The sequence below is a fragment of the Flexivirga oryzae genome (genome assembly GCF_014190805.1).
GTDB classification, from domain to species: domain Bacteria; phylum Actinomycetota; class Actinomycetes; order Actinomycetales; family Dermatophilaceae; genus Flexivirga; species Flexivirga oryzae.
In genome coordinates this window covers 556,814-569,717 of record NZ_JACHVQ010000001.1, presented here as the reverse complement: position 1 = coordinate 569,717, position 12,904 = coordinate 556,814, and the positions used below count along the sequence as shown (strand labels likewise).

General features: G+C 70.2%; 11 protein-coding genes. 2 read left to right on the top strand and 9 right to left on the bottom strand.

Features of this window, described 5'->3' with window-relative positions:
* Positions 1–2: 2 nt before the first annotated feature.
* The 5 genes from FHU39_RS02665 to holA all read right to left on the bottom strand — a co-directional run bounded on the left by FHU39_RS02665 (position 3) and on the right by holA (position 6,614).
* The gene (locus FHU39_RS02665; RefSeq protein ID WP_183318730.1) at positions 3–971 is read right to left on the bottom strand and encodes a helix-hairpin-helix domain-containing protein; all 969 of its coding nucleotides are present in this window, start codon (positions 969–971) and stop codon (positions 3–5) included.
* A 105-nt stretch (positions 972–1,076) separates the two neighbouring features.
* On the bottom strand, positions 1,077–1,958 hold the full coding sequence (locus tag FHU39_RS02660; protein ID WP_343065708.1) for a DegV family protein: 882 nt from the start codon (positions 1,956–1,958) through the stop codon (positions 1,077–1,079).
* A 142-nt stretch (positions 1,959–2,100) separates the two neighbouring features.
* A complete protein-coding gene (gene leuS, locus FHU39_RS02655; protein WP_183318726.1) occupies positions 2,101–4,959 on the bottom strand; it encodes a leucine--tRNA ligase in 2,859 nt (952 codons plus the stop codon).
* A gap of 240 nt (positions 4,960–5,199) precedes the next feature.
* Positions 5,200–5,466 (bottom strand): 30S ribosomal protein S20, encoded by a 267-nt coding sequence (gene rpsT / locus FHU39_RS02650; RefSeq protein WP_183318723.1) that lies wholly within the window; start codon positions 5,464–5,466, stop codon positions 5,200–5,202.
* Between the two features lie 191 nt (positions 5,467–5,657).
* On the bottom strand, positions 5,658–6,614 hold the full coding sequence (holA, locus tag FHU39_RS02645; protein WP_183318721.1) for a DNA polymerase III subunit delta: 957 nt from the start codon (positions 6,612–6,614) through the stop codon (positions 5,658–5,660).
* A gap of 23 nt (positions 6,615–6,637) precedes the next feature.
* Between holA and purU the strand changes: the two genes are divergently transcribed.
* Positions 6,638–7,504: a formyltetrahydrofolate deformylase gene (gene purU, locus FHU39_RS02640; RefSeq protein ID WP_183318719.1), complete on the top strand. Its 867-nt coding sequence runs from the start codon at positions 6,638–6,640 to the stop codon at positions 7,502–7,504.
* A 107-nt stretch (positions 7,505–7,611) separates the two neighbouring features.
* Here the strand turns inward: purU and FHU39_RS02635 are convergent, their stop codons facing one another.
* Positions 7,612–8,565, bottom strand: a complete 954-nt coding sequence (locus FHU39_RS02635; protein ID WP_183318717.1) for an ArsR/SmtB family transcription factor — start codon at positions 8,563–8,565, stop codon at positions 7,612–7,614.
* A gap of 58 nt (positions 8,566–8,623) precedes the next feature.
* Between FHU39_RS02635 and FHU39_RS02630 the strand changes: the two genes are divergently transcribed.
* On the top strand, positions 8,624–9,820 hold the full coding sequence (locus FHU39_RS02630) for an MFS transporter (RefSeq protein WP_183318715.1): 1,197 nt from the start codon (positions 8,624–8,626) through the stop codon (positions 9,818–9,820).
* A 21-nt stretch (positions 9,821–9,841) separates the two neighbouring features.
* Here FHU39_RS02630 and FHU39_RS02625 read toward each other — a convergent pair whose 3' ends face one another.
* Genes FHU39_RS02625 through FHU39_RS02615 form a run of 3 tightly spaced genes read right to left on the bottom strand, consistent with a single transcriptional unit; the run spans position 9,842 to position 12,874 of the window.
* On the bottom strand, positions 9,842–10,684 hold the full coding sequence (locus tag FHU39_RS02625; protein WP_183318713.1) for an ABC transporter ATP-binding protein: 843 nt from the start codon (positions 10,682–10,684) through the stop codon (positions 9,842–9,844).
* A gap of 58 nt (positions 10,685–10,742) precedes the next feature.
* Positions 10,743–11,816 carry a FecCD family ABC transporter permease gene (locus FHU39_RS02620; RefSeq protein ID WP_183318711.1) on the bottom strand — a complete coding sequence of 358 codons (1,074 nt, stop codon included), beginning with the start codon at positions 11,814–11,816 and terminating at the stop codon, positions 10,743–10,745.
* Positions 11,813–12,874 (bottom strand): iron chelate uptake ABC transporter family permease subunit, encoded by a 1,062-nt coding sequence (locus FHU39_RS02615; RefSeq protein WP_183318709.1) that lies wholly within the window; start codon positions 12,872–12,874, stop codon positions 11,813–11,815. The genes FHU39_RS02620 and FHU39_RS02615 overlap by 4 nt, the downstream gene beginning before the upstream one ends.
* Positions 12,875–12,904 lie beyond the last annotated feature (30 nt).

The window sequence follows — 12,904 nt, the reverse complement described above, 5'->3', positions numbered from 1 at the left end:
GCTCAGCCGACACTGACCAGCGGGCGCAACTGGGCGAGCGTCTTGTCACCGATGCCGCTCACCTCTGCCAACTCGTCGACGCTGCTGAACCGGCCGTTCTCGGTGCGCCATTGCAGGATGTGCTGCGCCGTGACCGGGCCGACCCCCGGCAAGGTCTCCAAGGTCTGTTCGTCGGCGGCGTTGAGGTCGACCACGGCCGCGGAGGTCGTGGCCACGGACCCGGCGGATCCCGCTGCACCGGCCGCTGCCGCCGGCGCGGTGGTCGGATGTTCGCCCGGTTTGGGCACGACGATCTGCTCTCCGTCGGCGACGACCCTGGCCAGGTTGATCGCTGCGAGGTCGGCCCCTGGCAGCGCCCCACCGGCGGCCGACACCGCGTCCTGGACCCGCGACCCCGCGTCGACGTGCACCACACCGGGACGGCGCACCTGTCCGACCACCTGCACCACGAGCGTCGTCGGCGACGCGGGCACGCTGGACGACGCCGCCCCGAACCCCTGGCGCGCGGCTGCTGCAGGAGTGCCCGCGACGCTCTGCGGCGCCACCAACGTACTCGCTGCTGACGGTGACACCGGGTGGGGCTGCGCCGCGGCACGCGCCCACAGGACACGCCCGCCAAAGACCAGTGCGGCAACGAGCACGAGGATGACGGCGCCGATCACCGCCAGCCGGCTGGGCGCGACCTGCGCACCGAGCAACGGCTCGGGCGGGCGCAGCAGCGGCTCGCGCGGCCGCAACTCCTCGTGCCGGCCGGACGCCGCGTGCCGTGCCTCCCGGCGCGTCCCGCTATCCCGCTCGGAGCGCCGGGTGGCGGCGACCCGACGCGGTAGGTCGGCCACCCTCGAGCGCGGCTCGTCGAGCACGGAGTCCTCGGTCGGCACCCAGCCCGGAGCACGCCGCACCGCCTCGAGCTCCTCGAGCACCGCGGCCAGCCGGTCGGGTGTCCCTGCCTCCCCACGTGAGCCTGCCATACGCGGAACGTTAAGCGCGGCAGGCGGGTTCGTGCAGGGCCGGCATACCCGCCTGTGGACAACGCGAGGGATGTGGACGAACAGCGGCGTTCGGGTGAGCGAGCCTCAGTCGAAGGAACCGACGATGCGGCTACGCCCGCGCAGACGCGGCGTGATCGCCACCGCCAGCGTCCCGGGACCGACATGCGCACCCACCGCGGCACCGAGCTCGACCAGCAGCATCCGGCGCGCCTCGGGCAGTTTGTCGGCCAGCTCCTCCAGCAGCTTCTCGGCCCGGTCCCGGGAGTCCAGGTGGTGCACCGCCACGTCGACACCGTCCAGTTCGTGCGCCCCGTGCATCTCGTCCACCGCGTCCACGGCGAGCTGGGCGAGCCGAGCCAATGCCTTGCTGGTGGTGCGCACCCGCTCCAACGGCTCGATGTGCCCGTCCCGCACGGTCAGCAGCGGTTTGATCGCGAGCGCCGAACCCATCATCGCCGACGCCCGGCCGATCCGGCCACCGCGCCGCAGGTGCTCCAGCGTGTCGACGTAGAAGACCGTGGTCGACGAGCTCGTATGACGCCGCGCCGCCTCCGCCACCTGCGCCGCGTCTCCGCCCGCTGCGGCGGTCTCGGCGGCCGCAATGACTCCGAAACCCATTGCCATGCCGATGGTTTCGCTGTCGATCAGCTCGACCGGGATCTGTGTTTCACGTGCCGCGAGCTGGGCGGACGACAGGGTCGCCGACATCTGCGAGGACACGTGGATCGAGACGATGGCGTCGTGCCCGGCCTCGGCGAGCGAGGCGTACAGGTCGGCGAAGACCGCCGGTGACGGCCGCGACGTCGACACCGGGACGAAGTCGCGCAAGGCGTCGGCGACCTCCTCCGCGGAGACACCGCGCCCTTCGTCATACGACACCCCACCGATGGCGAGACGCATCGGCACCACCGAGATGCCGTGGGTGGCGGCGATCTCCGGCGGCAGATATGCCGTCGAATCCGTCACCACCGCGACGCTCATTTCCGGGGCCCCCGCAAAGTATCGGAGCGACTCTGCGGGGTCCCCACGAAGTATTCGGAGGAGCGCAGCGGAGGAGAAACTTCGTGGGGTGCAAGGAGCGGAGAACTTTGTGGGGTGGACATGGAAATTATCCGACCACCAGGTTCACGAGTTTCGGGGCCCGCACGATCACCTTACGGATCTGCTTGTCCCCCACCGCGTTCCGGATCTTCTCGCTCTGGCGTGCCAGTGCCTCCAGCTCGTCGTCGGCGATGTCCGGCGGCACCTGCAGCCGGTCGCGGACCTTGCCCTGCACCTGCACGACGCAGGTGACGGCCTCGTCGACCAGCAGCGCCGGGTCCGCGGCGGGGAACGCCTCGAACGCCAGCGACGACTCGTGGCCCAGCCGCGACCACAGCTCCTCGGCGATGTGCGGCGCGACCGGCGCGGTCATCAGCACCAGTTGTTCGACGACCGCACGCGGTGAGCCGGCGCCCGCGGACTCCTTGGTCAGCGCGTTGTTCAACTCGATCAGCTTGGCGATCGCGGTGTTGAACTGCAGCGAGTCGTAGTCCTTGGCGACGCCGTCGGCGGCTTTGGCCAGCGCCCGGCTCAGCTCCGGCGACGGCTCGGCGTCGCTTACCCGCACCTCACCGGTGTCCTCGTCGATCACGTTGCGCCACAGGCGTTGCAGGAAGCGCTGGGCGCCGACGGCGGCCCGGGTCTCCCAGACGCGGGACTGGTCCAACGGACCCATGGACATCTCGTAGACCCGGAAGGTGTCCGCACCGAACGTCGCGCACATCTCGTCGGGCGTGACGACGTTCTTCAGCGACTTGCCCATCTTGCCGAACTCGCGCGAGACCGGCTGCCCCCGCCAGGTGAAGGTCATCGACTCACCGTCACCGTGCTCCTCGACCTCGGCGGCGGGCACCGGCTGGCCGCGGTGGTCGCGATAGGCGAAGGCCTGCACGTACCCCTGGTTGAACAGCCTGCGGAACGGCTCCTCGGAGCTGACGTAGCCCAGGTCGAACAGCACCTTGTGCCAGAAGCGTGAGTAGAGCAGGTGCAGCACCGCGTGTTCGACGCCACCGACATACAGGTCGACGCCACCGGTGTCGCCCGGTGTGGAGTTCGGGCCCATCCAGTAGCGCTCGCACTCGGCGTCCACGAATCGCTGCGTGTTCGCCGGGTCGGTGTAGCGGATCTCGTACCAGCACGAACCCGCCCAGTTGGGCATGGTGTTGGTCTCGCGGCGGTACTTGCGCGGGCCGTCACCCAGGTCCAGCTCGACCTCGACCCAGTCCTCGGCGCGGTCCAGCGGCGACTCCGGCATCGACTCGGCGTCGTCCGGCTCGTAGGTCTTCGGCGAGTAGTCCGCGACCTCGGGCAGCTCGACCGGCAGCATCGACTCCGGCAGCGCGTGCGCGACGCCGTTCTCGTCATACACGATCGGGAACGGCTCGCCCCAGTACCGCTGCCGGCTGAACAGCCAGTCACGCAGCTTGTAGGTGACGGTGCCGCGGCCGGCACCACGCTGCTCCAAGTAGTCGATGACGATCTGCTTGGCCTCGTCGATCTCCTTGCCGTCCAACGAGATCGAGTCGTTCGACGAGTTGATCTTGGCGCCGGCGCCGGTGTATGCCGTGTCCTCGTCGTGCTCCTCGGACGGTTGCACGGTGCGGATGTAGGGCAGGTCGTACTTCTTGGCGAAGTCCCAGTCGCGCGGGTCCTCTCCGGGGACCGCCATGACTGCGCCGGTGCCGTAACCCATCAGCACGTAGTCGGCGATGAAGACCGGGATGCGTTGTCCGGAAACCGGATTGGTCGCGAACGCACCCGTGAAGACACCGGTCTTGGCCTTGGCGTCCTCGGTCTGCCGCTCCAGCTCCGACTTGCGCGACGCTGCCAGCCGGTATGACGCCACGGCCTCACGCGGGTTCGCCGCACCTCCGGTCCACGCGGCCTCGGTGCCCTCCGGCCACGCCTCGGCGGCCAGCGCGTCGACCAGCGGATGCTCCGGGGCCAGCACCATGAAGGTGGTGCCGAAGATGGTGTCCGGCCGCGTGGTGAAGACCTCGATCCGCTCGTCGGCGCCCTCGACGGGGAACTGCACCGCGGCGCCCTGCGAGCGACCGATCCAGTTGCGCTGCATCGACTTGATCGACTCCGGCCAGTCCAGCCGGTCCAGGTCGTCGATCAGCCGGTCGGAGTAGGCGGTGATCCGCATCATCCACTGCGGCAGGTTGCGCTGGAAGACCGGCATGTCGCCACGCTCGGTCAGGCCCTCGTTGGTGACCTCCTCGTTGGCCACGACGGTGCCCAGGCCAGGCGCCCAGTTGACCGGCACTTCCTTCTTGTACGCCAGCCGGCGGTTGTCGACCGCGTCGCGGCGCTCGTCCTCGGTCAGCTGCGCCCACGGCCGGCCGTCCGGGGTCGCCACGTCGCCGGACTCGAAGCCGGCGACCAGCTCCGCGATCGGGCGGGCCTTGCCGGCACGCTCGTCATACCAGGCGTTGTAGATCTGCAGGAAGATCCACTGGGTCCACTTGTAGAACTCCGGGTCGATCGTCGCGAACGCCCGGCGCTTGTCGTGCGACAGGCCCAGCTGCCGCAGCTGCCGGGTGTAGGTCTGGATGTTGTCCTCGGTGGTCTTGCGCGGGTGCTGTCCGGTCTGCACGGCATACTGCTCGGCCGGCAGGCCGAACGCGTCGAAGCCCATCGTGTAGAGCACGTTGTTCCCGGACATCCGCCGGTAGCGGGCGTAGACGTCGGTCGCGATGAAGCCCAGCGGGTGACCGACGTGCAGGCCGGCCCCGCTCGGGTAGGGAAACATGTCCTGCAGGAAGAACTTCGGCCGGCCGCCGATCGCCTCCGGGTCGGCCCAGGGTCCGGCCGGGTTCGGCGCGTGGAAGACGCCCTGCTCCTCCCAGCGGTCCTGCCAGGCGCGCTCGATGTCGTTCGCCAGGGCCGCCGAATAGCGGTGCGCGGGCTGCTCGTCGTTCATTTCTCGTCGTCCTTTGCGTGCAAAGTGAGCAAGTGGTGCGCGTCGGACCCGCCACATGAAAAGACCCCTCGTCGCAGGGAGGGGTCAGCCGCGTCGAAGTCCGCCTGGCGTCAACGCGGCCGGCCAAGAAGAAGCAACTGCCGCACGACGCACAGGTTACCGCACGGCGCCGGGGCAACGACAAAGGTCCGGCACCGCCGCATGGGCGGGTGCCGGACCTTGTGCGTTGAGTGCCGAGACTCAGGCGTCGAGACCGTTCACGGCCTTCGCCAGCGCCGACTTCTTGTTGGCGGCCTGGTTCTTGTGGATGACGCCCTTGCTCACGGCCTTGTCCAGCTTCTTGGACGCGGTCGCGAGGAACTCGGTGGCCTTGGCCTTGTCGCCGGCCGCAACGGCCTCGCGGGTGTGCCGGATCCAGGTGCGGAGCTCGGACTTGTAGGCCTTGTTGCGCTCAGTGCGGATCGCGTTGGTCTTGATCCGCTTCATCTGCGACTTGATGTTTGCCACGTGTTACTTCCTTGGTCGAGTCTATAGGTCTGATGTCAATGAGGGTTGACGCACGCAACCGGCGGATGGAGCGTGGGGACACTCGGGCGATGCCGTCTGCGTGATGGTGCTTCGCATGCGCGCACGACCAGAGCGCGCACGCAGGATCCAAAGTTACCAGCGGCGCGTCATTCCGCCCAAATCGGCGGTCGCTACCCGTTGCGCTCGGCGGTGATGGTCATGATGGCGCGCTCGAGGGCGTAGACCGGGTCCCGGCCGCCGCCCTTGACGTCGAAGTCGGCTGCCGCCACTGCCTGTATGGCGCGACCCAGGCGCTCCCCGTCCCAGCCCTTCGCGTCACGCCGCGCCCGGTCGACCTGCCAGGGCGCCATACCCAGCTGTTTGGCCAGCTGCCCCGACCCGCCACGCCCGGCGGTGGCCACTCGCGCGATCTGCCGCAGCTGGCTGGCCAGCACCGCCACGATCGGCACCGGGTCCAGGCCGGACGCGAGCGCGTGCCGGGCCAGCCGGAGCGCCTCGGGCAGGTTGCCGGCGATCGCGGCGTCGGCGACCCGGAACCCGGTGGCCTCCACCTTGCCGCCGTGGTAGCGCTGCACCACGTCGGCGGTGATCATGCCCTCGGTGTCGTCGACCAGTTGCTTGCACGCCGAGGCGAGCTCGCGCAGGTCCTTGCCGACCGCCTCCAGCAGCGCCCGCACGGCGTCGGGCGCGATCTTGCGGCCGGCGCTGCGGAACTCATTGGTCACGAACGCCGACTTGTCCCGGTCGCTCTTGATCGCCGGGGCGTCGATGACGCGGGCACCGTTCTTCTTCAGCGCGTCCAGCGCCTTCTTGCCCCGCACGCCGCCCTTGTGCTGCACGATCAGCGTCGCGCCGTCCAGACCGGCGCCGACGACGTCGACCACGTCGGCGACCAGCTCCTCCCGCGCCTCGTCCAGGTCGCGGACCAGCACGATCTTGCTGCCGCCGAACAGGCTCGGGCTGGCGTGCAGTTGCAACTCGCCGCTCTCGTAGCTCGCCGCCTCCAGCCGGATCAGCTCCGCGTCGGGGTCGCTCTCGCGCAACAGCGCGATGGTGCTGGTCGCGGCACGCTCGGCCAGGATCTGCTCCGGGCCGCTGATCAGCACCAGGGGCGGGACGTCCGTCATACCCCTCACCGTAAAGTGCCGCCATGACAAATCCCCACCCGAGGGAGCCGCAGTCCTACGTCTTCACCGCGTCCTGCGACGACCGGCCGGGCATCATCGCGGCGATCAGCGCCGAGATCGTCCGGCACGACGCGAACATCGACGAGTGTCAGCAGTTCGGTGACGCCCAGACCGGCCGGTTCTTCATCCGGGCCCGCGTGCACGGGCCGGTCGAGGAGGACACGCTGCGTGCGTCACTCGCCCCGGTCGCCGACCGGTTCGGTATGACGTGGGGCCTGTTCCCCGCCGGCCAGCGCACCCGGGCGCTGGTGCTGGTGTCCAAGCTGGGGCACTGCCTCAACGACCTGCTCTACCGGCAGCAGGTCGGCGCACTGCCGATCGACATCGTGGCCGTCGGCTCCAACCACCTGAAGTTCCAGAAGCTGGTGTCGGGTCAGGACGTCCCGTTCCACCACATCCCGGTCACCAGCGGGACGAAGGACGCCGCCGAGGCCCGGCTGCTCGACCTGATCGACCAGACCGGCGCCGACCTGGTGGTGCTCGCCCGCTACATGCAGGTGCTGTCGGCGGACCTGTGCGAGCGTCTGGCGGGGCGCGCGATCAACATCCACCACTCGTTCCTGCCCAGCTTCCGCGGTGCCCGCCCCTATCACCAGGCGCACCAGCGCGGGGTGAAGCTGATCGGGGCGACCGCGCACTACGTGACCGCGGACCTGGACGAGGGGCCGATCATCGAGCAGGACGTCGAGCGGATCGACCACGGCTACTCCCCCGCCGACATGGTCGTCGCCGGCCGCGACGTCGAGGCGCAGGTGCTGGCCCGGGCGGTCACCTGGCACGCGGAGCACCGGGTCTTCCTGAACGGCTCCAGCACGGTGGTCCTCAGGTAGATCCGACGGCGACCCCGACGGTCGGATTCACGGTTGACGGCCGAATTCGGCCGTCAACGGTGAAACGGACCGTCAGACTCACCCCGCGACCGGATCCGAGTGACCCGTCAGCGGGACGCGGCGAGCAGTTCGTCCCCCAGCGCGGTGCGCCAGTACAGGACCTCCCGGCCCGACCTGCGCTTCGCCACCAGCCCGGCGTCGAGCAGCACCCGCAGGTGGTTGCCCACCGCGCCGACCGGCAGCCCGCTCGTCGCCGCCAGCCCCGAGGTCGTCTGCGGCACGTCGAGCCCGCCGAGCAGCCGGGCCCGGTTGGCGCCGATCAGCCGGTCGACGCCACCGGGCCGGCTCGCCCCCGTGTCGGCGAGCGCACCGCTGACCGGGTAGTAGACCGCGTAGCGGTCGAACCCGTCCCACCCCACCCAGCTGCCGTTGGCGTGCGACGGCACCAGGCTCAGCTGCGCCGACGGCGCCAGCTGACGCGTCGGCAGGTCGTGGTCGTTGACCCGCAGGTGCCCGTCGGACCATTCGCGCCGCTTGCCGAGGTCCTGCAGCACCCCGGCGAACCCGTGCTCGGCCAGCCGGTGCGTGCGCGTGACGATGTCGGCTCGCAGGATGCGCTCCCGGCGCGGCCAGTCGGTGGCGATGGTGTGTGTCCAGGTCCACTCCAGCAGGCCGAGGACGTCGGCCCTGACACCGGCCGACTCGAGGACGGGCGGGAGCACCGACGGCGTCGAGACCCGCAGCTGGGCGATCAGTTGCTGCTCGGACAGGGCGCTGATCTGACGCAGTTCGTCCTCGATCGTCGGGGACGTCGACGGCGGCGGGATCGACACGAAGTCGGCCAGCCAGCCCGGTCGTTGGTAGTGCTCGAACACCGCTCTGCGGCCCGGGTACTCGCGCAGCATGGCGTCGAATGCGGCACGGTGCCGTAGCGCGAACACCGGGTCGACGCCGGCACGCCCCGGCGCGAGGTTCTTCAGCGCACCGACCACCTCGGCCATCGGCGAGGTCGCGAACCGCAGCCGCGCCAGGACATCGCTCGGGATCGCCCACAGGCCCATGTTTCGCCTCCTCGCGAATCATTTGGTCCTCGATGCACAGCCTCGCACAGTGATCACCGTGACCACATATCGAAGCCTGTTCGCGTTGCGGGAGTTCCGCGTGCTGTTCGGCGCCCGGCTGTTCACGATGACCGGTGTCGTCGTCGGCGGTCTGGCGCTCGGGACCGTCATGTATGACGCAACCGGCTCGGCGGTGCTCACCGCGCTGGCGATGTTCGGCGGTCCGCTGATCCAGCTCGTCACGAGTCACTTCCTGCTGGCGTCCAGCGATCTGCTGCGCCCGCGCGCCGCCCTCGTGCTCGCCAGCAGCGCGGCCGCGATCACCGACCTCCTCCAACTCATCCCGCATCTGCCGTGGGGCGCCCGATTCGCCCTGTTGGCAGCCGAATACGTCATTCTCGCGGCGACCGGTGGCACCGTCACGGCCCTGCTGTCCGACACCGTGCCGGCCGAGTCGTTCGTGCTCGCCCGGGCCACCATGAACATCACCACGGGCGGCATCCAGGTGCTGGGGAACGCCGTGGGAGCGCTGCTGCTGTTGTCCTTCGCACCGGTCGACCTGTTCGCCATCTCCGCGGCGGCCCTGCTGTTCGCCGCCGCCATCCTGCGGATCAACCTGGCCGATCACCCGCCACGCGCGAAGGGACCGGTCGTCGCGCGGACCCGCGCCGTGAACCGGCTGCTGCTCGGCTCGCCGGTCGTGCGGCCGGTGCTGCTGATGGGCTGGATCCCCAACGGCCTCATCGTGGGCTGCGAATCGCTCTACATCCCCTTCGCGCCACGGCACGCGGGCTACCTGTTCGCCGCCGGCGCGGTGGGGATGCTCGCCGGCGACATCGTGGTCGGGAGGTTCCTGCCGGAAGCCGTCCGGCAGCGCCTCATCGTGCCGTTGCGGCTGCTGTTGGCGGTGCCGTTCCTCGTCATGTTCACCGATCCGCCCGTCGTCGTCGCCGCCCTCGCCGCGCTCGTCGGCGCGTTCGGTTACACCGCGTCGCTGCCGCTGCAGCAGCGGATCGTGCACCACGTCGACGACGGCCAGAAGGGTCAGGCGTTCGGCCTGCTCAGCAGCGGCATGATGGCCGGCCAGGCAGTGGGCGCGCTGACCGCGGGCTTTGTGGCACAGGCACTTTCGCCCGCAACCGGAATGGGCGTCATGGCTGTGCTGTCGATCGGCGCGACCTGTCTGCTTGCGCCGCCGCTGCGCAGGTCCGCGCTGCGTCCGGGGTCCCGGCATCGGCAGACCAGCACGGTATGACGGACCGGCGCGGCGCGCCGATCAGTCCTGCGTGCCGGCCTTCTGCCCGCGCGGCACCACCATCGGGATACCGGTACGCGGGTCGGCGACCATGTCCGCGTCGAGGCCGAACACCTCCTGCAGCAGGTCCGCGGTGAGGATCTGCACCGGATCCCCTTGCGCCGCGATCCGACCGCCGCGCATGACGACCAGATGGTCGCTGAACCGCACGGCCAGGTTGAGGTCGTGCAGCACCATCGCGACCGTCGCGCCGCGCTCCCGGTTGAGGCGGCAGACCAGGTCGAGCACGTCGACCTGGTGCGCGAGATCGAGGTAGGTCGTCGGCTCGTCGAGCAGCACCAGGTAGGTGTGCTGGGCGAGGGTCATGGCGATCCAGACCCGCTGCCGCTGGCCGCCGGACAGCGCGTCGACCGGGCGGTCGGCCAGGTCGAGGATGCCGGTCCAGCGCATCGCATCGGTCACGATGTCCTCGTCGCCGTGCGACCACTGCTGGAACCACCGCTGGTGCGGGTGCCGGCCACGCCCGACCAGATCCCGCACGAGCAGGCCCTCGGGCGCGATCGGGCTCTGCGGCAGCAACGCCAGGGTGCGGGCGAGCTGCTTGGCGGACCGGGACCCGATCGGCGCGCCGTCCAGCAGCACCGTGCCCGAACTCGGCGTCAGCAGGCGTGAAAGTGTCCTCAGTAGAGTCGATTTGCCGCATCCGTTGGGGCCGATGATCGTGGTCACCTTGCCGTCGGGGATCTGCAGCGAGACGTCGTGGACCACGGGGTCCTCGCCGTACCCGACGGTGACGTGATCGGCGTGCAGCCGACCGTTCGCCGACTGCTTCACCTCGTGTGCCTCCACAGTGGTCTGGGTCATGCGGGGTCCCCGCGAAGTATCCGGAGGAGCGTAGCGGGGGAGGAACTTCGTGGGGTTCTCATGCGGAATCCTTCTGGGTGCGGATCAACAAGTAGATGAAGTAGGGCGCGCCGACCAGGGAGGTGACGACACCGACGGCGAGTCCGGTGAACCACAGCCGGGTGATGACGTCGGCGGCCAGCACGAGTGCGGCGCCGGTGAGCGCCGAGGTGAGCAGCGGCGGGCGGGACGTGCCGGCCAGCCGCCGCGCGATCTGCGGGCAGACGAACGCGACGAAACCGATGGGCCCGACAGCGGAGACGGCGACCGCGGCCAGCAGCACGGCGCACAGCAGCGCGATCGCCTGCGCCCTGCCCGGGCGGACCCCGAGCGCGTGCGCGGTGTCGTCGCCGAGCTCGACGATGTTGAGCGACGAGCCCTGCCAGAGCGCGACCGGCGCGACGACGACGATCACCGTCAGCAGCCAGAGCGCGTTGGTGCCCGTCACGCCGTTCAGCGAGCCGGACAGCCAGACCTGCGCCGACGCGGCGGTCTGCAGGCGGGCGGCCACCAGTAACCACGAGGTACACGCGGTGAGCGCGGCCGCGATGCCGATGCCGACCAGCACCAGCCGCCGCCCGTCGAGCCCCCGGCGCCAGCCGGCGGCATACAGGAAGACGGTGGCGAGCAATGCTCCCCCGAAGGCTGCGAGGGGTATGGCGAGATCGGCCGAAACCCCTGACGGCGCAGCGGTGTCCGTCGCGGCGAAGAGCACGATGTAGCCGACCGCGCCCGCGGCGGCACCGGCGTTGACGCCGATCACGTCGGGGCTGGCCAGCGGGTTGCGGGCGATCGTCTGGATGAGGGCACCCGACAAGCCCAGGGCGAGGCCGGCGAGCAACGCGACCGCTGCCTCCGGCAGCCGCACGTCCCGCACGATGAACGCGTTCACCCCGGAGCTGTCGCCGAGCAGCGCTCGCACGACGTCGACGAACGGGATCTTCAGGTCGCCGTAGGCGAGGTCGACGACCAGCAGGACGGCGACCAGCACGGCGGCCACCACCGAGCACAGCACGGCCCGCGGGTGGAGCCGCCAGGAGGTGGGGCCGACGCGGACGGCGGGACGCAGCCCCTCAGTTCTGGCCGCGCTCATAGCTGGATCAGCCTTGCGCGCCGGACCAGGATGACGAACGCGGGACCGCCGACCAGCGCCATCACGATGCCGACCTGCACCTCCGCGCCACCGGCCATGACCCGGCCGAGGATGTCGGCGAGGGTGAGCACGATCGCACCGATGAGGCCCGAGTAGGGCACCACCCAGCGGTAGTCCGGGCCGCAGACGAAGCGCGCCACGTGCGGGGCGACCAGGCCGAGGAAGCCGATCGGACCGCAGGCGGCCACTGCCCCGCCGGTGAGCAGCATCACCGCGCAGACGCCGAGGAACTTGTGCAGGCCGGGGCGCACCCCGAGGGCTCGTGCGGCGTCGTCGCCGAGTTGCAGCAGGTTGATCGCCGGGGTGCAGATCGCGGTGAGGACCACGCCGACCGCGATGAACGGCAGCACCTGCCAGAAGACGTCCAGCCCGCGGCCGCTGGCCGAGCCGACCACCCAGAAGCGGTACTGGTCGAGGGTCGAGACGTTCGAGGTGATGATCGAGGTGATGATCGCCGAGGCCAGCGCGCTGACTGCGGCTCCGGCCAGTACCAGGGTCAGCGGTGACGGCCCGCCGCGCACCGCGCTGATGGTGAAGACCAGCCAGGCGGTGAGGCCGGCGCCGAGCAGGGCGAACCAGCCGTACGCCACCGGTGAGCTGATGTGCAGCCAGAAGATCGCGAGGACGACCGCGAGCGAGGCGCCTTCGGAGACACCGAGCAGGCCGGGGTCGGCCAGCGGGTTGCGCGACTGGCCCTGCATCAGCGCCCCGGAGAAGCCGAGCGCGAGGCCGACGACGAGGAGCAGCACGGTCCGTGGCAGGCGCAGGTTGTGGATGATCGCCGACGCCTGGGAGCCGTCGGAGGAGAAGAGGACCTGGATCGTCTTGGTGGACGTGATGCCGACGTTGCCGATCATCAGGCTGAGGATGCCGCAGACCAGGACCGCCACCAGCAGCACCAGCACGATCCGCCACGATCCGGTGCGGGCCTTCGAGCCCCTCGAATCCGCTTGCGCTGGAGGCGGATCCGCCGACTCGGTCTTCTCCAGGATTGTCACACGTTCTCCATCACAGGACGGTCGTTCTTC